21 protein-coding genes, 1 tRNA gene and 3 pseudogenes are annotated in these 22,207 nt (G+C 59.5%); 9 read left to right on the forward strand and 16 right to left on the reverse strand.

The window, feature by feature from the left end:
• Window positions 1-48 precede the first annotated feature (48 nt).
• The 3 genes and pseudogenes from OKW35_RS00340 to OKW35_RS00350 form a co-directional block, all read right to left on the reverse strand.
• The gene (locus tag OKW35_RS00340; RefSeq protein ID WP_429550887.1) at window positions 49-330 is read right to left on the reverse strand and encodes a helix-turn-helix domain-containing protein; all 282 of its coding nucleotides are present in this window, start codon (window positions 328-330) and stop codon (window positions 49-51) included.
• 2 nt (window positions 331-332) lie between these two features.
• A pseudogene (locus OKW35_RS00345) lies at window positions 333-631 on the reverse strand (type II toxin-antitoxin system RelE/ParE family toxin).
• 49 nt (window positions 632-680) lie between these two features.
• A complete protein-coding gene (locus OKW35_RS00350; protein WP_429550888.1) occupies window positions 681-2,093 on the reverse strand; it encodes a tyrosine-type recombinase/integrase in 1,413 nt (470 codons plus the stop codon).
• 138 nt (window positions 2,094-2,231) lie between these two features.
• Between OKW35_RS00350 and OKW35_RS00355 the strand changes: the two genes are divergently transcribed.
• Window positions 2,232-2,325 (forward strand) — tRNA-Ser (locus OKW35_RS00355).
• Window positions 2,326-2,803: 478 nt separating this feature from the next.
• On the forward strand, window positions 2,804-3,169 hold the full coding sequence (locus OKW35_RS00360) for a Rap1a/Tai family immunity protein (protein ID WP_429550889.1): 366 nt from the start codon (window positions 2,804-2,806) through the stop codon (window positions 3,167-3,169).
• A gap of 81 nt (window positions 3,170-3,250) precedes the next feature.
• On the opposite strand, the gene OKW35_RS00365 is transcribed toward OKW35_RS00360, so the two are convergent.
• Both OKW35_RS00365 and OKW35_RS00370 read right to left on the reverse strand, forming a co-directional pair.
• Window positions 3,251-3,754, reverse strand: coding sequence for a hypothetical protein (locus OKW35_RS00365; protein ID WP_429550890.1), 504 nt, complete (start codon window positions 3,752-3,754; stop codon window positions 3,251-3,253).
• Window positions 3,744-4,541, reverse strand: a complete 798-nt coding sequence (locus OKW35_RS00370; RefSeq protein ID WP_429550891.1) for a hypothetical protein — start codon at window positions 4,539-4,541, stop codon at window positions 3,744-3,746. Before OKW35_RS00370 ends, OKW35_RS00365 begins: the two co-directional genes overlap by 11 nt.
• 840 nt (window positions 4,542-5,381) lie before the next feature.
• Between OKW35_RS00370 and OKW35_RS00375 the strand changes: the two genes are divergently transcribed.
• A complete protein-coding gene (locus tag OKW35_RS00375) occupies window positions 5,382-5,912 on the forward strand; it encodes a hypothetical protein (RefSeq protein WP_429550892.1) in 531 nt (176 codons plus the stop codon).
• Window positions 5,913-6,328: 416 nt separating this feature from the next.
• On the opposite strand, the pseudogene OKW35_RS00380 reads toward OKW35_RS00375, so the two are convergent.
• Window positions 6,329-7,275 (reverse strand): annotated as a pseudogene (locus OKW35_RS00380) (SOS response-associated peptidase family protein).
• A 298-nt stretch (window positions 7,276-7,573) separates the two neighbouring features.
• On the opposite strand from OKW35_RS00380, the gene tnpA reads away from it, so the two are divergent.
• From tnpA to OKW35_RS00405, 5 genes are all read left to right on the forward strand, one after another.
• Complete coding sequence (gene tnpA, locus OKW35_RS00385; protein WP_429550852.1) at window positions 7,574-7,966, forward strand: IS66-like element accessory protein TnpA; 393 nt, start codon at window positions 7,574-7,576, stop codon at window positions 7,964-7,966.
• Complete coding sequence (gene tnpB, locus OKW35_RS00390) at window positions 7,963-8,307, forward strand: IS66 family insertion sequence element accessory protein TnpB (RefSeq protein ID WP_026225368.1); 345 nt, start codon at window positions 7,963-7,965, stop codon at window positions 8,305-8,307. The genes tnpA and tnpB overlap by 4 nt, the downstream gene beginning before the upstream one ends.
• A gap of 30 nt (window positions 8,308-8,337) precedes the next feature.
• Window positions 8,338-9,894 carry an IS66 family transposase gene (gene tnpC / locus OKW35_RS00395; RefSeq protein ID WP_429550851.1) on the forward strand — a complete coding sequence of 519 codons (1,557 nt, stop codon included), beginning with the start codon at window positions 8,338-8,340 and terminating at the stop codon, window positions 9,892-9,894.
• Between the two features lie 974 nt (window positions 9,895-10,868).
• Complete coding sequence (locus OKW35_RS00400) at window positions 10,869-11,183, forward strand: hypothetical protein (protein ID WP_429550893.1); 315 nt, start codon at window positions 10,869-10,871, stop codon at window positions 11,181-11,183.
• Between the two features lie 8 nt (window positions 11,184-11,191).
• Window positions 11,192-11,392, forward strand: a complete 201-nt coding sequence (locus tag OKW35_RS00405; protein ID WP_429550894.1) for a hypothetical protein — start codon at window positions 11,192-11,194, stop codon at window positions 11,390-11,392.
• 445 nt (window positions 11,393-11,837) lie between these two features.
• Here the strand turns inward: OKW35_RS00405 and OKW35_RS00410 are convergent, their stop codons facing one another.
• The 5 genes from OKW35_RS00410 to OKW35_RS00430 form a co-directional block, all read right to left on the reverse strand.
• Complete coding sequence (locus OKW35_RS00410; protein ID WP_429550895.1) at window positions 11,838-12,488, reverse strand: DUF3800 domain-containing protein; 651 nt, start codon at window positions 12,486-12,488, stop codon at window positions 11,838-11,840.
• 219 nt (window positions 12,489-12,707) lie between these two features.
• Window positions 12,708-12,968: an HU family DNA-binding protein gene (locus OKW35_RS00415; RefSeq protein ID WP_429550896.1), complete on the reverse strand. Its 261-nt coding sequence runs from the start codon at window positions 12,966-12,968 to the stop codon at window positions 12,708-12,710.
• Complete coding sequence (locus tag OKW35_RS00420; protein ID WP_429550897.1) at window positions 12,890-13,435, reverse strand: hypothetical protein; 546 nt, start codon at window positions 13,433-13,435, stop codon at window positions 12,890-12,892. Before OKW35_RS00420 ends, OKW35_RS00415 begins: the two co-directional genes overlap by 79 nt.
• 23 nt (window positions 13,436-13,458) lie before the next feature.
• Window positions 13,459-13,674 (reverse strand): hypothetical protein, encoded by a 216-nt coding sequence (locus OKW35_RS00425; RefSeq protein WP_121325512.1) that lies wholly within the window; start codon window positions 13,672-13,674, stop codon window positions 13,459-13,461.
• 5 nt (window positions 13,675-13,679) lie between these two features.
• A complete protein-coding gene (locus tag OKW35_RS00430; RefSeq protein WP_429550898.1) occupies window positions 13,680-14,777 on the reverse strand; it encodes a DNA-binding protein in 1,098 nt (365 codons plus the stop codon).
• Between the two features lie 174 nt (window positions 14,778-14,951).
• On the opposite strand from OKW35_RS00430, the pseudogene OKW35_RS00435 reads away from it, so the two are divergent.
• Window positions 14,952-15,883 (forward strand): annotated as a pseudogene (locus tag OKW35_RS00435) (tyrosine-type recombinase/integrase); the annotation flags it as partial.
• Window positions 15,884-15,997: 114 nt separating this feature from the next.
• Here the strand turns inward: OKW35_RS00435 and OKW35_RS00440 are convergent.
• The 5 genes from OKW35_RS00440 to OKW35_RS00460 form a co-directional block, all read right to left on the reverse strand.
• Window positions 15,998-16,453 carry a bacteriohemerythrin gene (locus OKW35_RS00440; protein WP_429550899.1) on the reverse strand — a complete coding sequence of 152 codons (456 nt, stop codon included), beginning with the start codon at window positions 16,451-16,453 and terminating at the stop codon, window positions 15,998-16,000.
• A gap of 70 nt (window positions 16,454-16,523) precedes the next feature.
• Window positions 16,524-18,581 carry a tripartite tricarboxylate transporter permease gene (locus OKW35_RS00445; protein WP_429550900.1) on the reverse strand — a complete coding sequence of 686 codons (2,058 nt, stop codon included), beginning with the start codon at window positions 18,579-18,581 and terminating at the stop codon, window positions 16,524-16,526.
• Between the two features lie 175 nt (window positions 18,582-18,756).
• Complete coding sequence (locus OKW35_RS00450; RefSeq protein ID WP_429550901.1) at window positions 18,757-19,458, reverse strand: class II aldolase/adducin family protein; 702 nt, start codon at window positions 19,456-19,458, stop codon at window positions 18,757-18,759.
• 101 nt (window positions 19,459-19,559) lie between these two features.
• Window positions 19,560-20,564, reverse strand: a complete 1,005-nt coding sequence (locus tag OKW35_RS00455; RefSeq protein ID WP_429550902.1) for a Bug family tripartite tricarboxylate transporter substrate binding protein — start codon at window positions 20,562-20,564, stop codon at window positions 19,560-19,562.
• Window positions 20,565-20,673: 109 nt separating this feature from the next.
• Complete coding sequence (locus tag OKW35_RS00460; protein ID WP_429550903.1) at window positions 20,674-21,960, reverse strand: Rieske 2Fe-2S domain-containing protein; 1,287 nt, start codon at window positions 21,958-21,960, stop codon at window positions 20,674-20,676.
• Window positions 21,961-22,207 lie beyond the last annotated feature (247 nt).

A 22,207-nucleotide genomic window follows, 5' to 3' on the forward strand; every position in this document is an offset into this window, starting at 1 on the left:
GCGCACCCGCGCCGTCGCTTTTCCTGAAGCCGTCAGGCGGCGGTCGTGCTACCTGGCAGCTTCGAGACGCACCACGGCACGGCAACCCGTCACCTCGGCATAGCGCACCAACGTGCGCAGCGAGGGCATGGCGCGGCCACTTTCCATGCGGGCGATGGTCGATTGCGTTGTCTGCATCCGCACCGCAATTTCGGCTTGCGTCAGTCCAGCCCGAACGCGAGCCGCAATGAGTTCTCGGGCAATGGCAAACTCCGGTGTCTGCGCTTCATACTCGGCCCGGGTATCCGGGTCGGCCAGCAGGCGCTTCTTCAGGGTTGCAAGGTCAGTCACGTTCAGTTCTCCTTCATCCGTGCATAGGCCGCTTCGATGGCTCGGCGTGGGGTCTTCTGCGTCTTTTTCGCGAACACGTGCAGCACAACCAGGCGGTGCCCCGTCCGAGCGACGTATATCGCCCGCCGATGCCATCCCGGCCCGTCATGCGGATTTCCCACAGCTTTCCTTCTAGCGGGCGCACATGGGGCATCCCGACGCGCTGCGGCCCGAACTCCGCCAGCATCTCCGCGATGTGCAGAAACCGGGCGCGCATATCGGGCAGTAGCGCCAGCAATTCGGCTTCGGCCTCGTGTATCAACTCGACATGCCAAAACTTCAGTTTATCTCTTTTTTGCTATGTTTGCAGATTACTGACTGACAGTGTGCAATCCGGGTGTGGCCTGCTCGGCGTCAAACTCGATGCGCGCCTCAGCCAGAATCCATTGCTCGATGCGGTCATGCCAGCTACGCAGCAAGTCCAGCGGACGCACGCGGTAGTGCCGTTCGACGGTCGCGGACGGCTTATGACCTTGAATTTGCGCCACCACGCCAACAGGCACTTCGCACCACTCGGAAAGCGAACCGAACGAACGGCGCAGGCCGTGTAGCGTGACCGGCTGAATACCGGCAGCCTCGCACGCACGATGCAATGCTCGATTCGGTGAGGCAAGCCGTCCATCGGCAGCAGTTGCGCTTGAAAACACCCACGGCGACGGCTCCCAGTTTTTGCCTTCGCGTTCAAGCTTCCGCATCTGGCGCACGTTCGGCGGCGTCTCATTGATGCGTTTGAGTTCGTGCAGCACACTGGCGTAGAACGGCGTCAGTGGAATCGTGCGGCCAGCGGCCTCTACCTTGTCTTTCAGGTGCACGGACCGCCAGCGAAAATCCACATCATCCCATCGCAGTTCGGCCAGTTCCTCGCGGCGCGCACCGGTCAACAGCAGGCCGATCAGATATGCCTCCATGACCGGGTTTCCGAGCTGGCGAACGGCTCCGAACCATGCGGCAAGCTGCTCGCGCTGAATGGAATCCGTCTTTGCGGCCTGCTTTGGCAGCGTATCTTTTGAAATGCGCGTGGAAATTGCTTGGGCGTCAATCAGCCCTTTATATTCGCCCCGCGATTCGCACCACGTCGCAAAGATGCGCAGAAGATTGAAGGCGAGTCGAGCACGAGTCGGACGCTGTGAGGCTTCGTCCGCCAGCCATTCGCCCACGCGGTCGGCGCTCAGGTCTGCCAGCCGCAACGGCATCAGCGCCGCGAGTGGCCCCGGCTCAGTAAGACCCTTGCCGCGCTTCTTCGGTTGCCCGCCCGCGCTAGCAAGGGTTACATGGTCGCGGTAGTGCAGTTCGCTCCACTTCGTGCGTCGAGCCTCGATGTACTCCGCCCACGCATCCGACAGAGACGCATCCTTGCGGCGTGCCTCAGCCTTTCTAGCCTCATGGGCGGCGCGCTGCTCGGCGGCGTGTTCGCGCGGGTCGATACCGCGATCTATCAGCGTTTGCAGGTGGCGGGCCTCTTGTCGAGCGCCGCGCGTAATTTCCCGTCGTTCGCCGTCGACCTTCTCAAACTGAGACTCTATGGGCCACGATTCAGGGCTACCGATGGTCACGCGCACCGTCGCGCCGTGGAACTTGCTCTGAAAAATGTAAGCCTTGGAACCGGCAGCAGTCGCACGCAACCCTAGGCCTGGAGTATCGCTGTCCCACAGGAAAGATTGTGACTTGCCAGCGGGGCAGGTATGCCCATTGACCCGAGCCGCCGTGAAATTGACCTTTGCCACCGCTTGCCACCCTGAGAACCGGGTTACACGATTCCATGTAACCGCCATGTAACCCGATTGTGTGGCAAGCAATCAACGCAAGTCAATAGGATAATGTAACCAAAACACCATGAGTTTCCCCGTGCGTGCGGGTTCTCGGTGTTTTCGTAAATTTAAGTCAACGTCGGGAAATGCCGTCCTAACAGGATTGTGATTCCTGTCGTCGTGGGTTCGAGTCCCATCAGCCACCCCAAAGAATTGATTAGAATCAATCGTTTATCGAAGTTCGTGGATTTCACAAAGTGAAATTCGGAACGAAAACGAGGATTTCGGAATAAGCCCGCCATCGAGCGGGCTTTTTGCGTCTCAGTCGCGGCGAAGAGGACACGTCCCCACTCCGAAGTCTGGCTGGCGCCCGAAAATGACGAAGGGCCGGTTTTTCTTGACTACCGATAGTGGTGCAAGGAAGGGACTCGAACCCCTACAATTCCTAGCAAACAGGCGCTCCGAAAGGCGATGCTGGCAAAAAGCTGTCATTTCCCTATGCACAGCGCGCTTGAGAACTCGGCAGCGCCCGCCACAAAATTATGCTATTGCGTCTGCATGCCCGCTGGGCTGATGGTGGACGTTGGCGAACTGCGGAGACCCGCTCTCGGTGTCGGCGTCGAGCGTCGATTGATCGCGATGAGTCGACGTTGTCAGTCACCACGGTCACGTGAACTGGAAAAACGATGAACAGATTGGCGTCGACACTCTGCGCACTTGCAGTTTTCTTGACTGATTCCGTAGCGAGCATCGCAGAGGCTGGCCAGATGACAGTCTCGGATCTCCAGAAGTTCTGTACTTCTCCTGACGATGCCGACCGCAACGCATGTGGGTTCTACATCCTCGGCGTGACGGAAGGCTTCAGTGCGGCCGGCGGATCGGCTGGCAAGATTCACCTTTGCCTGCCGGATAACGTGTCGCAAAATGCGATGGAGTTCATTGTCAAGAAGGCCGTCGAAGAAGACTTGATGTTCTTTCCAGACGACCGAAATTTGCCCGCGGTTTCGTTCGTTGCTGCGGCAATGGCAAAACAATATCCATGTGGGAAGTAATTCCAGCGCCCAATAATCCCAGCACCAGCACCAGCCACGGCCATAACTGAATCATGCTTAGAACCTAAAGATGAAAGACCATCATTGGCGGGACACCTCCGAAGCCGGCGTCACAAGCAGAGGAGTCCAGGGGAATTTCTGTTCGCTGGTTTTGAAAATGACAACTTTCAATTTGTCGCCCGCTTTTATATCTGTCAGTTCGACGCTGTTCGGCGACGCCTCCTTTCGTGGATATTCAAGCTTGACAGTTCTATTGTCAGCATCGGTCCCAACCAGGGTGTAATTTTTCACGTCCACACTCTTGACCTTAACCGGGTCAATCACGCTGATTGGTTTGCCCTCTGTTTTTGCAAATAACCCGCCGACATTCAGCTGGGGGTCATCGGATTTACAAGTTTCTTCCGTGGGCTTTATTATTCCATTTCCGATGGGAATGGTACGCAGATCGCACGTAATAAACGTGGTGTTGTCATTTCGCTTGCCGAGATACTCTATATGCGTCGCAGTGAAAATCAGACGGTCCTCGGCGTAGGCATGTACTGCGCAGAAAACGGATAAGGAATAAAAACATATTCTACCTAGCATTTTCGGCCGCCTTTGGTTCGGATTTCTCTTCGCAAAAAAAGGGAACAATACAGTTTGGATCAACATACTCGTGTCCTGTGAGATCTATTTTCACATATGCGAGGCCCTTTCTCGGAATGATATATGTATAACCGATGGGGCGTGGATCAAGGTGAATTCCTGGTTGCACCAACACATATAGGTTATCTTTGGTCTCTGTAATATATTTCATCGCGAATTCTCTGTCTGAGGATGCAATTTCGTCTGGCAAATTTGTTAGCGCTTCCTTCTTAAAGACAATGTGCACAGTCCTCAAGCCACCTCTTCGAGCCTCCCTCGCCTGATCGAGGCCTTGGCCTCGTGCGATCATGTATCCGAAGATAAAGACCAAAAGTATAAAACCTGTCAGCAATACTCTATGGAAGATTTCAATCACTAATGATTTCTTATCCCATGACCATCTTCTATCAAGAATAGTAAAAAATAAAATTACCAAAAACACGATAATATAAGTGGTTTTTGATGGGACATTTATCGCACTGTACGAATAAACAAGAAAATAATAGATCGGAATATCCAGCGACATGAGCGAAATTCCGAGCTCACGATAGTAAAAATACAGGTGCATCCATGAGATAAAATAGAAGTAGGCGCCAAATAGCAATGCCGAACCGGTCAGGTAGGCCGAGAAATCCGATTTATTGTCTGATTCTGACGGCGACGCATTGGCCGGCGCATCCTGCAGGAAAACCGCTCGCTGAAGCACAGTCTCGTCACGCTTGATTTTCGGCATAATGTTCGCAGGCACCGGTTTTCACCAACGTCGCCACAAGTTTTATCGGGCTTGGGGCTCACCAGTCCACGCCCTGATGTATTACTGGATTCGGATCTGTAACGCGCGCTCACTCATCCCACGATAGCTCAAACTGGCGCCTCGTCAAGCCGACATCCGATGCTCACAATACGGTCGCTCGCGATCATCCAGAATCGCATATATAGCGCAGCCAGGTTCATCGGATCGGGGTTCAGCGACACCTACACATTCTCGCGCTTGATCGACACGTTGCAGCGGTCGCGGCCCGCCGCAGCATCCTCAGGCGGTGGCTCGTATTTGATCGCTGCAGATACTGCTTGGAGCCTCATATACTGTGTTTTATACAGTATCTCATCGTGGCTCAGTTTTGATACCCCGACGCCGTGACCGACCGCCACTGCCGCCGTTGCGAACATTGGGGCGGCGACATCGTCGGCGGATCGCATGCTCTATGCCTGTGGAACGGGCAGAAGCAGGTGCAGGCACAGCCAGAGCGCGGATGCGTGCATTGGCTCAGAGCGATCGGGGCTGATGACGAACTCGAGGAGCGTCCACGTCGACGGTAGCCGGCAGCGCGAAAATTTCAGAGTTGTCCGACCGTTCACCACGGACAAAGATAGGGGACTTTAATGATGGGGTTCCGACCTAACGCGCCGAGCTCGAGGCTACAGGAGGTCAGATCCATCGCCCGTTGTCATTGGGGTCCTATGGATGGCTGGGTAACCGCGCCTGGCGAAAACGCCATCGCGTTTTTCTGTGAGTCTGAATCAGCATTTCAAGCTAGACTGTCAATCAGCTGCGCCGCGGGTCACTACCGAATCCGAAAAGACCGCCATGAATATCTATAAATTTCTCGTTGGAATAGTGGTCACAATTCTGTTCGTTGTGGTCTTACCATATGTTGCTGTACAGTTTGGTTGGATGGCGCCAATCAAAGGTAAGGCATGGCTTATTCTTTTAATTACGGCGAGTGGCCTTATCATAAAGTCTGTCGTCGGCGATATAGTTGCGGGGGAGTTTGCCTTTTACAAGTTCGGTTACGATAACTGTGTACTGACTTTTGGCGCTCTGCTTACGGCCCTTGCATTGCAGCTCGTCGCGACGATTGATCTATTTCCGGGCGTCAGCAATGTATCGGTGCTGAGGTCAATGCCAACTTTGGCGTCTGATCCAATTGCAAATCGATCAACACAGCTTTTTATCTTGCTTGTTTTTGCTTTGGTAGGAACACTGGTCACTGGCCGCATAGCTGCAGCAATAAAGCAAGGGAAGGCTCATGGCGAGAGCTTTTTGGCCCTATTGAACAGTATCATTGGCGCTTTCTTACTCGGTCTTTACGTGTTGGTGCTCATTACAAAGGGTTGAGAAAATGTTGTTCATTATACTTTTTGTTATCGGCATCTTGGCCGTCCCGTTGGCGGCTGACATCAGTCGAAACGGAAGCAACAACATTATTCGACGGAGCGGAGAAGATATCCTGGAGTTCTCTTGGATTCAGGGACTTTTCGGTTTTCTTCACGTCACTATTGGACGAGTGAACACCGCTGCTCTAGGCTTTATTAGTTCAGCTGTTCTTCTAGCGGCTGGGTATATCATTTTACGGATTCTCCGCGCTCTCGCGCATCTGTTTTTTTAAATCTTTCAGCCGTAGCCTAACGCGAGCAAAAGCGCGCGCTGCAAAACGAGACGCGCCTCATTTTGATGTGGTCGGCTGTTGAATAGTCTACAAACTAATAATCGGGATAGGGTCGCACTGGGTTGACACCCGCACCGGTGTCCCGTCACGCCGCCAAGCGATGCTCGTAATACGGTCGCTCTCGATCATCGAGAATTGCATATAGCGCTGTGAGGTTGGCTGGGTCGGGGTTTAGCCACGCGTCGACATTCTCGCGCTTGATCGGCACGATGCAGCGGTCGTGGCCCGCCGCGGCAACCTCGGGCGGCGGCTCGTCTGTGATCGCTGCAAACGACAGAAGGTCTGGCTCGCCGGGCGCCGTCCAGCGCGACCACAGACACGCAACGAGCATTTCGCCGCCGGCGCGCGGGCGGAATTCAAGAACGACGTTCTCGGCTTCCTCGCCCTCCTCCTGCACGCGGCCCTCCATCTTTGCCCGGCTGACGTTCTCATAGAACGCGGACACGATCATCACCCCGTGCGAGTAGCCGAATAGCTGCTTCCAGAAGCCTTCCGCGCGTTGTACGTGCCGGGGTACTTCGTGTCGTAGAACGGCGGCTTGCCCGCTGGCCGACACTGGTACCGCATCGGCTTGATTACCCGATGCCCGTCCTCGATGACCATGACGGGCGCATAGCCGCCAGGGAAAATCCGGGAATCACGATCCTTCAGTTCGACCCGCCGGATGTCGTCCAGGCGTCGCCGGGCCGCGTCGATCTTGTCCGTTGCGATGCGCCTGCTTTCCGTGGCCGCCTTGGTTGTTTTGGACTGGAGAAGACGCTCGGCGTCTGTGAGCCGCGCGCGCTGCTTGAACATTTCCTGCTCAAGTGCCGCGGTCTGCTCCAGGTTGAATTCGTCGATCAGCGCCTTGATCTCGCGCTCGATTTCGTTGTTCGGGTCGGCAAACGCCGCGTCGACGGCCTTGGGAATCTTGACCTTCTTTTTCTTCGAGCGCTCCCAGTACAGCTGCGCGAACTCGCGGAGACCAATGTCCGGGCCGAACGCCTTCACATATTTGCGATAGTCCGCTTCTATCTGTGCCGAGTAGCGCATAGCGCCACCTCGAATTTTTGAGATAACTCAATGATACTGCTGCCGGGCCCAGATACACTGTACATTCATACAGTGTTACGCACCCCATGTCCCACATCCGCTACCCGGACGCCGCGACTGACCGCCCCTGCCGTCTTTGCGAACATTGGGGGTGACGTTGCGGGCGGATCACATGCCCTATGCCTGTAGAACGAGCAGAAGCAAGTGCAAGGTAAGCACCTCACGACGACCGTCGTAGACGGCGGCGAGAACCGACATCAAAGTGGTGCCCATCATTTTCGATTTGATGGACATCACTGTGACAGAGTCGGAAGCCAAGCCGGGTAGCCGCAAGGGACGCCCGAATTATGATCGCGAGTTTCGACGCCGGCTTGCGGCCGCGGCATGTGAGCCTGGTGCGTCGGTCGCGAAGCTGGCGCGGGACAATGGCATCAATGCAAACATGCTGTTCACCTGGCGGCGTCGCTATCGCGAGCAATTGCAGGCGGAAACGACGTGCCTGATTCCAGTGGCGGTGGTTCATGAGACGCCGCCGCAGCGCGTGGCGATGCCCCCAGATGCAAGGGACGTCTGCAACCGGACTGCACGAGCCGGGACGATCGAGATCCGGTTCGGTGACGTGGTAGTCAAGGTCGACGGCGTTGTCGACGCCGACACGCTACGCGTCGTCCTGGGGAGCGTGCGATCGTGATCTCTCTACCCACGGGTACACGCGTCTGGCTGGTGGCAGGCGTCACCGACATGCGCTGCGGGTTCCAGGGGCTGGCGGCAAAGGTGCAGACGGCGCTCGAGGACAATCCGCTGGGTGGCAACGTGTTCATCTTCCGGGGCCGGCGCGGCGATCTCGTGAAGGTCATGTGGGCGACCGAAGACGGGCTCTGGCTTCTTGCGAAGCGGCTTGAGCGTGGTCGCTTCGTCTGGCCACACGCCGATGGCGGCAAGGTCCATCTGACGGCGGCGCAACTGTCGATGTTGCTTGAAGGCATCGATTGGCGGCAGCCGCGTCGCACCGCTGCACTGTCGATGTTGTAAACCGCGAGGAAGGCTCGTAAACTGCGCCGCATGTCGAACGGCGCCGAACTTCCTGACGATGTTGAAACCCTGCGGGCCTTGCTGATCGAGGCCCGTGCCCAGCTTGCCGAGCGCGATCTGGAGATCGAGCAGCTCAAGGCGCAGATCGACAAGCTCAAGCGCATGCAGTTCGGCCGCAAGTCCGAGCAGTTGGACCGGGAGGTCGCGCGGCTCGAAACCGCGCTCGAGGACTTGACCGGTGAGCGTGGTGTCGCTGATGTGCGACGCGCCCACGAATCAAGCGCGAGCACGCCTGTGGGCGACGCATCGCCGAAAGAAGCGCTGCCGCCGCATCTGCCACGCGAAGAACGCGTACTCGACGCCGACGCGACCTGCCCGAAGTGCGGCAGCGCCATGCAGCCGCTCGGAGAAGACGTGTCCGAGCAGCTCGCCCGCGTCGCGGCAATGTTCAAGGTGATTCGCACGATCCGGCGCAAGACGGTCTGTCCGTGCGGCCACCACTTCTCGCAGCCGTCCATGCCCGGCCTGCCGATCACGCGCAGCATTGCCCATCCGAGCCTGCTGGCCGACATCCTCGTCTCGAAGTACGCTGACCACGCGCCGTTGTACCGGCAGTCGCAGATTGCCGCGCGCGACGGCGTGAAGCTGGATCCGGCCAGCATGGGACGCTGGGTCGGCCAGTGCGAGGCCCTTTGCGTGCCGCTGACCGAGGCGCTTCGCCGCCACACGATGGCACCGTCGAAGCTGCACGCGGATGACACGCCGATCCCGGTGCTTGAGCCGGGCAAGAAGAAGACAAGAACCGGGCGCCTGTGGGTGTATGTGCGCGATGACACCCGTTCGGGCTCGACCGAACCGGCCGCGGTGTGGTTTGCTTACTCGCCCGACCGCAAAGGCATCCACCCCCAGACCCATCTCGCTGGATTCGAGGGCATCCTGCAGGCCGACGCCTACAGTGGCTTCAACGAACTGTACGAGAGCGGCAAGATCCGTGAAGCTGCATGCTGGGACCACGCGAGACGGTACCTCTACGACGTGCATGCCCGAACGCCTACCGAGGCGACCCGAGAGGTGCTCGAACTGATCGGTGGACTTTACGGCATCGAGGCGGACATCCGTGGCAAACCCGCTGCTGAACGGCTGTGCGTGCGGCAGGAGAAAAGCGTGCCGCTGCTCGCGACCATCAAGACCTGGATGACGGACAAGCTCGCCACGCTGTCGAAGAAATCCGATCTGGCCAAAGCGATCCGTTACTCGCTCAACCAGTGGGATGCGCTCGTGCTGTATGGCGAAGAGGGCCGTGCCGAGATCAGCAACGCCCTGGCCGAAAACGCGCTGCGCTGTGTGAGTCTGGGCCGCAAGAACTTCCTGTTCGCCGGCTCCGACAGCGGAGGCGAGCGGGCAGCCGCGATGTACGGTCTGATCGGCACATGCAAGCTCAACGGGATCAACCCGCGCGCCTACCTCGAATACGTCCTGACCCATATCGCTGACCATCCCATTAACCGCATCGACGAACTGTTGCCCTGGAACGTGGCCACGAAGCTGCCTCGGCAGTCTGGCCCATCGGCGTCTGCTGACACGTAACCCGATTCCCGATCATGCCTCACGCGGGCGCCGCGTTGCGGACGGCGCGTCGCGAGGTGCTTACAGTGCAAGCACAGGCAGAGCGCGGATGCGTGCATTGGGTGCGGGCCACCGGGGCGGATGACGGCGATGAAGAAAAAAGCCGCACACCGCTAAGCGCTAGAAGTTTTGACTTGATTTGACCGACGGTGTCAGAACGTCCGTCTCAGTTCGGCCATGAACGACCCTCGCACTCTATCGGCGAACGCCTGCTTGCGATTGACCGACCGCCATTCGGTCAGGCGGCGACCGACGACTCGTCGGACGAGCAGCTCTATTTTCGAGTGCTGTTTGCAGCGGCTCAGATTCGATGGCCATTCCGGCCGACGATGATTTCGGTTCGCGCGATCTCGTCCCCGTGCTTCTCCGCAAGACAAAGCTCCAACCATGTGTCATCACGGCCAGCACCTTGATTGCCGTTTTTAATGGCCAGCCTATATGTGATAGAGGACATTATCCTATATAAAACATCGAGGGGGCCCCGGCAAATCCTATCCACGCGCGTTGTGATTGGCGTGCAATTTGTTGTGACTACAGATTGCACGTTGGTCTTCTTCGTTGATCCGCCCCGGAGCTTGCCCGCAGCCGGTCAGCTTCGGTTTACCGATTTTCGCATGCAGTGCAGTGCCTGCGCGCACTTCGTCTCCGCGTGTCGTGGCGCGGATCCCCATTCTTTCCAGACGTACGTTTTGTAGTCGACTACAAAACGTTCGCCCATCACCCGCACGTGAGCAACCTGCGTAATGGCAGAACACGGCTGTCGCTTGCTTGCCCTTATTGGTCACGACACGGAGCATGGATACCGCCACATGACCGGTCCCGACCTAACTGGGATGGGCATGGACATCGTGGCTTATGCACGGCAGTAGCATGTGCAGACATTCCGGGAGCACTTGGCTGCTCCCAATGCCCAAAGGCTGATCAAGGAGACCATCTTGAAAAACGAACAGCAAGACGTGGCAGGCATCCAGTACGACGAGATGATCGAGCTGCTGCGTGAGGTGAGACAGCGGACCACGCGTACCGAGTCGCGCGTGGTGCAGCTCGGCGACCACGTGGGCGCGAACCTGCGAACGCGTATGAGGATCGAGATCAAGCGTGACCGTGATGCGCCCTACGTGGAGATCGACGCACTTGACGTATCGATCTCACGCATCGTCACGGAGCTGGTCGAGATGGATATTGACAAGGCAATAGACGTGTACCGGAAGAACAAGCGGGTCGCGACCGTTTATCCCCAGAACACATAGGAGCCGACATGACGCGCAAATCCGTTAGCACTCTTGGCGACCTGTCGTCGGCCCAAAAACTGGCGCTGCTCGAGATGCTGTACGAACAGGCCAAGGTACAACTTGCGACCGGTTACGACACCACCGGCAGACCGATCTGCCAGAGAGATTTTGAGATTACCAACAACGCACGCAAGCTGATCAAGGAGACGAAACGACAGGCGAAATGATTTCGGAGACGGCGCGCAAGAGCGCGACATTCGTCGAGGGGCGCCTGCTTCCGCGGGCGCTCCTCGACGCAGTCTGATAACGCGGGCACCGCGATCGTCTCTCCTTCAATCCCCCTCGAAGGACTGCCATGGCAGGAAAGGATTGCTGGCCGGTAAGGGGGCATTCAGGGCGGCATGGTTATGGTGCGCCGTGCGTTTTTTGGCGCACTACAAAACGCACTAATCTGATTGTTTGCTTTGACATAACACCTGATCTCACACACGTGTGTGTGACCACTAGGTCGTGCCGCGCGAGTTCACGACCGACCACTAGCCGGTGGCCGTCAAGCAACGCGTTGCGCCACGTCAGGCCGTGCGCTACAGCCGAACAGCCGTAATCGTAACTGGCACGTACGATAGCCCATCCAGGGCGCGCCTTGCTGCCTCGGGGAGGCGCGCGTGGCGGTTAGAAGAACAGCCAGCGCTGCGCGATACTCGGCGATGCCGACTTGTAGGCGTCGCCGTTGCGGTGCTCATGATGCGCCCAGACGATGCCCGCCATCCAGTCGACGAACTGCAGGGAAAAACTGTCCCTGCTTTCCCACGGCGTGGTCTGCAGCATGGTCTCGGCGCCGCTGCCCGCGAGTTCGGTGCACAGGTACTCGTGCAATGAATGTTTCAGTTCGACCTTCAGTGAACGCGCATCAGGGATGAAACACACCGACTCGTACTCGCTCATGACCTCAAGCAGCAGGAGCTTCGCCATGAAGTTGTACAGGCCGTTGGGTGTGCGCCGGAATGCGCTGTTCGCCTTTTCCTTGCGCACCGTGATCGTGACGAAACGGATGTCGGGATGCCTGGCCCGGATCTTCGCGAGTTCGCCGGCAAAAGCCATCCGCTCGCCGGACGAGAGCAGGACGGACTTGAGCTCGTTGCCCGCCGAGCGACCTCGATGCTTGTACACGCCGCGCACCACCCGTTCAAGAACGGGCTCCGCACCGTCCGGGATAATCGCGGCGGCCAGCGTGAAGAAGCGGCTCGAGCCGCCCCGCTGGTAGGGCGCGTCCAGTTTCCAGCCGAGGCAGCCGCTTTCGTCGAGATAGATCGTTGCGCCCAAATCGTTGCGCCCATATGAAAATAGCCTCCCGAAGGAGGCTACTGGAAAAGGTGCGGTACCCGGACCTGACGTACTCAAAGTACGCTTACGATCGCCGACGCCAATTTGTCGCAGGTGATCCGGGCATATTTAAACCGCAGCGCCGCTATGTTTTCATTATGACGGCGGGATCCCGTTTTTTCAACCGGCCTGTGTGAGCGGGCGGCCGCGCGTTGGCCATCAGCCCGCGTTGACGGCATCCTTGAATGCCTTGCCGGCCGTGAACTTCACCGTCTTCGCGGCCGCGATCTGGATTTCGGCGCCGGTGGCCGGATTGCGGCCAGTGCGCGCCGCGCGGGCACCGGTCGAAAACGAGCCGAAGCCGATCAGCTGGACGGCATCGCCCTTCGTCACCGCCGTCGTCACGGTCCCGATGAAGGCGTCGATCGTCTCGGCTGCGACCGCCTTGCTTTGCCCCGTTGCGGCGGCGACGGCATCCACGCGAGCGGTGCCGGAATGCGCCACCACGACTCAATGGTCTCGACCGCTTCACTGGCGAGCACCCAGTCGGCCGCCAGCAGCCAGAGCGGCGCAGCATGGCTGTCGGCATCGGCGCCCCGAAATTCCAGGGCCGCGGCCCGCTGGGCGAGCGATCGCCAGCACGGTGCGAGCCAGGCGTGAACGGTGTGCGCGGGCAGTACCCGTGAGGCGGCGGGCGCCACCTCGTCGTCCAGGTGCCGGCGCGCGATGGCCAAGGCCACATGGTCAGCGAGCGGCGCTGTCGATGCGCGCCCGAGTTCGCGAACCAGCACGACCATTGCCGGCAGCGCGCCATCGTCCGGAAATTCGACGCGCAGCAGATCCAGTGCAACGCGCGCGGCGGCCACATGGCGCCCCTGCAACTGCTCCTGCACGTCGTTGCGTAACATGACGTCCCGACTGTCGGCGAAGATGTCGAGCTGCTGCATGGTCTGCGGTAGGGTCATCGCGCTCAGAAAAGTTGATCGTGAAGAGCGCTCAGGCTAGCCCATTTCACGGTGCTGCGGAAGGCGCGGCCGTCCTCGTTGACCGATTCGATGATCACGCGCTGGCCGCTGGCTTCGGCGACCACCCGCACGATCCGTTCGCCATAACGCATCAGCGCGCTGATCGGCGGGCAGGCCGGGGCTTTGCGGCCTTTCCGCCGGCGGCTGTTCCTGTCTTCCATCGTGCCTACCCCCGCCTGCGACGCGCCACAGGTTTCTTTGCCGTCGCCGGTGACGCGGGTGTTGCAGATGCCTTGCGCGACGCGCCCGGCGTGGCCGGCGTGGCCGGCGGCCGCATGGGGCGCGTCAGTGCAGGGCGTGCCGCGGTCGGACGGGCAGGCGCGGCCTTCGCTCGGGCCGGCCGGGCTGGGCGGGCATCGGTCTGACGCGCCGCTGCGAGCTGATGCTGCAGCGTCCCGTTCGCGGCCTCGACGGCATCGAGTCGCCCCTGCAGGATGCCCGCCTGATGCCGCGCGTCACCCAGCTGCGCCTGCAGGCCCTCGATCACGCTGCGGTGATCCGCCTCGCGTCGGTCGGCGCGCTTCGTCGCCTCATCGAGCTCCTTCTGCAGCTTCGCGGCCGCGCTCCGCTCGCGGTCGATCTCCAGCAGCGCGCGCTTTTCCGCGGCGCGCAGCCGCTCTTCGGCGCGCTCCGCGCTCTCGCGCAGCTTCTCGAGATCCCGCGAGAAGCCTTCCCGCACCTTTGTGAGTTCGCGGTCGCGCGCGACCACCTCATCCTTGAGCCGTCCGATCTCGGCCTCGAACGCCTGCCGCGCCGCGTGGCCTTCGGCCTGTGCCTTCTCCAGTTCGCGGACCTCGACCTGCGCAGCGAGCAGCGCCGCCGTGCGCTGCTCGAGCGCCGTTTCCGTCCGGTCGAGCTCGCCACGCGCTGCCGCGACACGCTGCTCCGCGTCCGTGCGCTGTCCTTCCACTTCGACGCGCAGTGCCTCGAGTTCGGCCTGAGCGGATGTGGTGGACCGGGTCCACAGCGTCGCGACCAGTTCGCCGGCGGCGGCCTGCAGGTCGGCGGGCAGGTCCGGACGCTCGATGCGCACGCGGCTTTTCTCGCGCAGTTCGGCCCAGAATTCACCGAGCACCTGGGTCGGCGTACCCATGCTGCCCCGCTTCACCAGCTGGTAAAGCCGGTTCGCGGTCGGTGTGATGCCAAAACGGAAGAACAGCAGCGCGCAGACCTCGCGGTACAGCTCGCGCGTCTTCGGGAATTCGGCCTTCAGGCGGTCGATTTCAGCGGCCAGGCGGGTTTCATCAGGCAGGGCGTCGGGCATGGGTGTGGTTTGCGTAACATTTGGCAAATAATACAACGTAAACCGCTCTGTATCTAACGCTGGAGGTATCGTATTTTGACATTATCCCTATAATGTTAAGTTAAATGGGCTTCATGACGATTTCCAGTCCGGCAGGCGCCCTGTGGGCGCCGGTTCCCGAAAAAGCTCACCCTTATGCCGAGCCCGCCTTCCGATAGCCTCGTCGCGCTGCACCCGGCCCCGCTTGAAACGCTCGCGATTCCCGCAGGCCTCGACGGTCGCGCGGGAACAAACCGCGCGAGCGTCGGGCACGCGCAGATCGCCGCGTCAAACGATCTCGAGGCCATCCGGGCATGGCTCGCACGCTTCGCCGACAAGCCGACGACCTTCGAGAGCTACCGCAAGGAAGCGGAGCGGCTGCTGCTCTGGTCCCTCGTGCAGTCAGGCAAACCGCTGTCGTCGCTCACTCACGAGCATTCCAGACCCGTGCCGGGCCCGGCGTTCGCGGAGAAACCATGCGGCGCAGTTATCAGGTCTGCCGCCGTTATATCCATTTCACCGGGTTACGTGCCGATCAGGGTTTTGTTTCTCGTGAGGACTTTGTCCGCTATCAGCGCATTCTGGCAGACCCGCAGCCGGCCTCGATGTGGGTGGCGCTGGCGGCCTTTCTACGGCCCGCTTTCCCCCGCCAGCACCCGGCAGGCGATGGTCATCCTGAACGTGCTGTTTTCGTGGCTGGTGCAGGCCGGGTATCTGGCCGGTAACCCACTCGCGCTCTCACGCCAGCGGGCGCGGCAGACTGCGCCTCGCATTACCCGCTATCTCGAACCTGGGCTGTGGCAGAGGGTGAAGGACACCATCGCGTCGATGCCACAGGACACCGCGCGCGCCCGCGCGCACTATCACCGCGTGCGCTGGCTCTTCACGCTGCTCTATCTCGGGGGTCTGCGCATCGCCGAGGTCGGCGGCAACACGATGGGCCAGTTCTTCGTGCGGCGCGATGCCGATGGCGCGATGCGCTGGTGGCTGACCGTCCACGGCAAGGGGACGGGGAAAGGCTGATCCCGGCGACGCGCGAGCTGATGACGGAGCTCACACGCTACCGGCAATCGTTCGGAATGACGGCGCGCGCAGCAGGCAGTCGCCGCGGGTACCGAGCGGAGCTGCGCGTCGACGTGCTGCGGCAGGAGCCTCACCGCACACAGCCCTCACTGACCGCGATGCAGAACTGGCAAGGCCTTTCAGATCTTTCTCCTGAAGACAACGGGCTTTCCGCCCATCGTCTGTTTCGCCATCCATGCGGCAAGCGCCGAATCCAGGTAGTCGGCGTGTCCCGGAAACCAGTTGTACAGATGCATGCCGATGTCATGCACCAGCGCGCAACCGGCCTGCCCTGCTTCGACCGCTGCTTTAACGTCTCGGACTGACTTCAGCACGGCTTCGTGCTCGTCGATGTGGCAGTCGCGCGGGGGGAAGTTGGTCGTGCGCATCCATTCATCTTCCTGCTCGAAATGGCTGACGGCGTGGTTCTCGAATTCCGCGATCGCGGCCAGGGCGTTCGCATCCGTGCAGGTCACGAGCCGTAGCGCGACTTCATAGAATTCCTTGTGCACATCATCCATCGGCGTGAAACCCAGCAGCCGTGCATCAGACCATACAAGGCTGTTGTCCTGCAACGGAGCATTGATACCGTTCATTTTTTAGGAAGCGCGTTCCAAATTGAAAAACGCCGGGATAATCCGGCGGATTCGCTATCCTCAGCGAAGCTTAAAGTATCCCGCCGGTCACATTCCGCAGCGCCGGTAACATGTTGCCGAGTATCGACGGCGACCACGTAATCGCAAAAATGCGACCGAAGATCACCCACAATGCAACCGTCGTCACTACCGCCAACAGCACGGAAGTACGCCAGCGCTCGGCAAACTCGAAACGCGTCAGCAGCAGCACGAGGACGAACAGCGCAGGCAGCAGGCCGATGCAATACCCGAGCGCCAGTGCACCCGTGATCCACCCGAAGAAGCGCAGGGCGCGAGCGCGTACCAGATGCGCAGGCACCGGGTCTGCGTGATACGGTATTTCGTGCTTGTCGCCTGTCTTGGCTTCTTCGGCAGAAACGCCACCTTCTACCGTGACAAGTTGACGCAGACAGATCAGCGTGCAGAACAGCAGAGCCGCTGTCGCTGCCGTCAGCGGCATCAGTTTCGCGCCGAAATTCCAGTCCTGTGCTGACCAGATTGCAGCAGCCGGAATCACCACCATCACGAGCGCGAACAGCGTCTGGTGATCGAAGCGGCGCGCGACCCATTTGCCTTTCGGCTGCTGCGTGGCATTCGTTGCCCGCTTGTTGCGCAGATTTCGGTACCCGCGACGCACTGCCGGGCCGATCACGACCCACAGCGCGGCCAGCAGTACGATCAGCACGATCGGGCGCGCAAAGAACTCCCCACCGTACACCTCAGTGGAAATGAAATAATAGCGCTCGCACATGGTACCGAGAACCAAACCCAGAATCAGCGGCGGACGAGGCCAACCAAGACGTTTCATGATCCAGCCGAACACACCGGATAGCACGAGCGAACAGAGGTCACCCCAGCTCATGCTTGCGTTGAACGCACCGAGAAAGAGAATCGCGAGGATCAGCGGCAGCAGCACACCGACACGCACAGTCGCGAGCTTCGCAAACAGCTTGCTGCCCGACAGACAGATGAGCGCGCCCATCATGTGCGCAATTGCCAATGTCCAGATAATCGCGTAGGTCACGCTCAGATGTTTCGTCAGCATTTCCGGGCCGGGCGTGAACCCGTGCATCATGAACGCGCTCAGCAGTAGCGCCATCGATGCGCCAGCAGGCATGCCGAATGCAATCGTCGGAATCAGGTGACCGCCCTCCTTGGCGTTGTTTGAGCTTTCCGCTGCAATCACGCCGCGAACGTCGCCCTTGCCGAAGTTCTCGACGTTCTTCTCCGTGCGCAGCGCGTGGGCGTATGCCATCCAGTCGATCACGGCTGAACCTATACCGGGCACGGCACCCAGCACGGCACCCAGCCCACTACAACGCACGACAAGCCACCAGTTGCGCATTGCGTCGCGAATGCCATCCCACTGGCTACCGCTGACGCTTGCCGCACCCTCTGTATCGCGTGCGATGCTCGTACGCTCGATCGCCATGTCCGCCAGTTCAGGAATCGCGAAGATACCGAGCGCGACAGGCACGAGCGGAAGATGATCCCACAGATAGAACGAACCGAAGGTCCAGCGCAATGTACCGGTCTGAGGATCGGAACCGACAAGCGACAACATCAATCCGAACGACGCAACCGCAAGCCCCTTGAGAGGCGCTTTACCGCTCAGCACTGCGATCATCGAAAGGCCAAAAATGCAGAAGGCCAGCAATTCGGCTGAGCCTACGTACATCACAACCGTGCGCAGAAATGGCAACAGCAGCGCGAGTAGCAGTGCACCAAAAATGCCGCCAGAAAGCGATGCCATGTAGCCCGCGCCGAACGCACGCGCCGCCTGTCCCTTGCGCGCCATCTGGTGACCGTCAAGCACAGTTGCCGCAGCACCGACCGTGCCCGGCACACCGAATAAAACGGCCGGAATCACGTCTGACACGGTAGTGACTGACGCCATACCCAGGAGCAGCGCGAAAGCGGTGTAACCGTCGGTGTGATAGGTGAACGGAATCAGCAGCGCGAGGCCGACGATGCCGCCCAGGCCAGGCACCACGCCGAGCCCGAGGCCGAGCAGGACGCCGCCCAGCATCGTGAGCAGGCGCAGCGGGTCCATCACGACGACGAACGCCTGAAGGGCAGCATCTAGCATGGTTGCTGCTCCGGTTGAACACGCGCGCGCAGTGTACGCGTCAAATCATGATGAACGGACATGTGTTGTCTCCGTTGTACTGTGTTACCGGTGACAAAGCGGCGCTGCGCTCGCCAGAATCAGCGATTTGCAGCGCCGCTCGCAAGTATCTTTTCGATTAATCTGTCGCCACCGCTCAACGCCGAGCGCGTTGCACCTTGCGGCGCAGATAATCGAAGTTGATCGTGAACTGTTCCGGTCGCGTCACCTGATCATGCAGGCGCTGCACATCTTCGTCCGAGAACACCTCGCCCTCGCCGCCTGCTGCTTCCGTCAGAAGCTGGATGTGGCAGGCCTCATCGAGCGCAAGCGCGAGAATCACCACTTCCTCGATCGTGCGTCCGGCAACCGCCACACCGTGGTTGCGCATCAGCACCGCTTTTGCATTGCCGAGCGCCTGAGCGACGCCGCGACCCATATCCTGAGTGCGGATCAGGTTCACCGTGTCGGTGTAATACGGCACGCCATCTGCGAAAGTGCAGGCAGGCTGGCTGATCATCTTCAGTGATTTGCCCGTCGCGGACAGCGCAACCGCATGTATCGGGTGCGTGTGGATCACACTCGTAATATCCGGCCGGGCCTTGTAGATTTCCGAGTGAATGAACACTTCGCTGTGACGGCGACCGCCGCCGCCGATCTTCTCGCCGTCAAGGTTGCACACGACGATATTCTCAGGCGTGATTTCATCGAAACCGTAGCTGTGCGGCTTCATGATGAATTGCGACGGATCGCCCGGCATGCGCACCGACACGTGACCGCGCGTGAAATCTCCCTGACCGTTCGTTTCGAGAATGAGGCCTGCGTCGATAAGCTGCTGTTGAGCTTCTCCGAGCGTCATAAAAATTCCTTGTGTAATTGGTGAACTGATTATTTGTTCAATTGCGCAGCGGGGGCAGTATTGCCCGTGCCCAGGCCAAACTATCTGCTGCGCTTGCTGCGTTACATGCGCCCGCCGACTGCGGCCTTGGCCTTCGCGATCTGATCTGGCGAAGTCTTGTAAAGATCATCGAGCACCTTGCTGATCTGCTCAGGCGGAACGTAACGCACCTCGATGCTCAAACCCTTCGCATCCGCGAGGAACGCGGGGTCCTTCATCGTATCCGCGAATGCCTTGCGCAGCGCGTCGGCACGATCGACAGGAATACCGGGAGGCGCCGCGAACGGACGCGCGAGCGCCTGACTTGCCGCAATAACCGTTAGCACCTGTTTTGTTTCTGCGTCGGACGCAAGGTCGGATAGCAGAGGCACGTTCGGCAGGTCGGGATGCTTCTCAAGCGCCATCTGCACGATCAAGTTGACCTTGTGGTCGCGCAGCCAGTCCGGGTGACGCATGCGCAACGTGCTCCAGGACGCGCCACATTCGCCGTCGATTTCACCGCGCTGCATCGCAAGCGCGCTTTCGTTGCTGCCCGGATAACCGGTGACGAGTTGCAGCTTGGCGTGGAAGAGATTCTTGATGGTGTTTGCCATCACATCCGGATCGGAACCCGCACCCTGACCGCCGAAGCGCGATGACTTGGTCATCAGATCCTGAAACGTCTTGATAGGCGACGTATGCCACGTCACGCACAACGACACGTCGCTGTCCATGCTGCCGAGCCAGACCAGTCTGCGCGAATCGTAATCCGCTTCACCGAGCAGCGGTTGCTCCGGCATCGTACGGCCGAACGTGCCTATTGTCGCGCCATCCTTCGGCGCAACGCTGTAGAGGTAATTTGCCGCCTTCAGACTGCCGGCACCCGGCATGTTCTGCGGCGTGATGGTCGGCTTGCCGGGCAGATGATTGCCAAGATGCTTGGCGAGCAGTCGCGCGTACATGTCGTAACCGCCGCCGACCGAATAGCCGATTTCCATGTTCACCGTGCGACCGCTATAGAAATCCTGCGTGCTTTCGGCGTACGCGGTACCAAGCCACGCGGTAGATAGGGCCACTGCTGTTGACATGATCCAGTGCCAGCAACGTTGATTTGCTTGCTCTCTCATTGCTTGTCTCCGTCTGATCTATATACTTTTAGACCTGCGCCCGGCCAAGACCGGGCATAGGTGTTCTTACTTAATACACGAAGTCCGCTTCGCCATGCTTCTCGCCATGGCTGTCGCCCTCGAACACCTTCGCGATGTCCCGTGCGATGGGCGAGTACTTCGCATGAGTACGCAGCATGAAGCTGGCGAAACCATCGCTGTTGTGGTGCTTGTCTTTCTCGTTTGGCAACACGATGCACTGATTTTTCGCCGCATCCCGCACGATGCCCTTCGGGTCCTTGCCCTCTTGTACGTTGCGAATTTCACGGCGCAGCATCTTGCGGTACATCGCGATGCCGATGTCCGTCGAACCCAGGTTCTCGGCAGTGCGGTCAGCGATCGTGCCCTGCGTGATCCAGGCCATCATGTCCTGACCGTCAACGTTGTCGACGATGAATTCGCCGTTGGCATCCTTGTAGGGCACGTTGTACGTGTACACCTTGTCGAACAGACGCCTGGGCACTTCGGCGTCCTTCGGCGGGATGTACGCGTTGTACCAGAGGTGCAGCGTGCTTTCGTCATCTACCGGCACGCGAATCTGGAAGGAGTAGTAGCGCGTCGCTTCACTGCCGTTGCCGACTGCCAGCATGTTCGGGAATACGATCGGGTGGCCGACCTGCCAATCGTCCGACTGTTCCGAATGCCCTTCGAGCAGACGGTGCTTGGTCATGCCGTAGTCGAATTCCTTGAAGTCGATCTTCTCGTGGTGCGTACTGATGGCGACCTTCATGCCCTCCTGCTCCTTCAGGAATTCATAGTGGTGACCGTGCAGCCACTCCGTGTGAATCGGATCGAGCGAATTCTCCATGATCTGCAGCCAGTTGATCGGCAGCTCCGCACGGCCCATCATGCGAATCGCGCCTTCGGCCACGAAGCCGTCGAATTTCGGCAGCAGGGGTTTGAGTTCGGGCGGTCCCATGTACGCGAACAGTAAGCCGCCCAATTCCTCGACCGGGTACGAGTCCGTTGCAACCGACTTGCGGAATTCCGGGTTGTCCTTCTCATTGGGCTGATTCAGGCAGTCGCCTGCGCCGTTGAATTCCCACCCGTGGTACGGGCAGCGAATGCCGTTCTCAGTCGGAATGCCGTGGAAGAACGATGCGCGGCGGTGCGGGCATTGCTCTGCGATGAGCCCCAGCTTGCCCTGACGGTCACGGAACAACACGAGGTCTTCGCCCAGCAGGCGCACGCGCTTCGTCCACTTGCCATCCAGTTCCGACAACGCGCCGATTGGCTGCCAGTAACGGCGCATCAATTCGCCCATCGGCGTGCCGCGTCCTACGCGCGTCAGTTCTACGTTCTGCTCTGCGGTCAACATACAGGTTCCCTCAATGTGTTGCGGTGAAATGGTTTGCCGGCTGACTTCGTTTGCATATTAAACTTAGGCGCCTAAGTAACAATGCAGGTAAACACCTACTCGTTGAATCCCGCGAAGAACTCCACGAAAGATCAATACGTCGTCAATTCCGCAGGAATCGGAGGAGGATTACGGAGTAGAGACTACCCCTTATTTGACAAAGGAAGCTTAGTTCGCTAAGTTTACAGCATTGGTACCTGGAGAATTC

Source organism: Paraburkholderia sp. MM5477-R1 (assembly GCF_050436385.1).
In the GTDB taxonomy this organism is placed as follows: domain Bacteria; phylum Pseudomonadota; class Gammaproteobacteria; order Burkholderiales; family Burkholderiaceae; genus Paraburkholderia; species Paraburkholderia tuberum.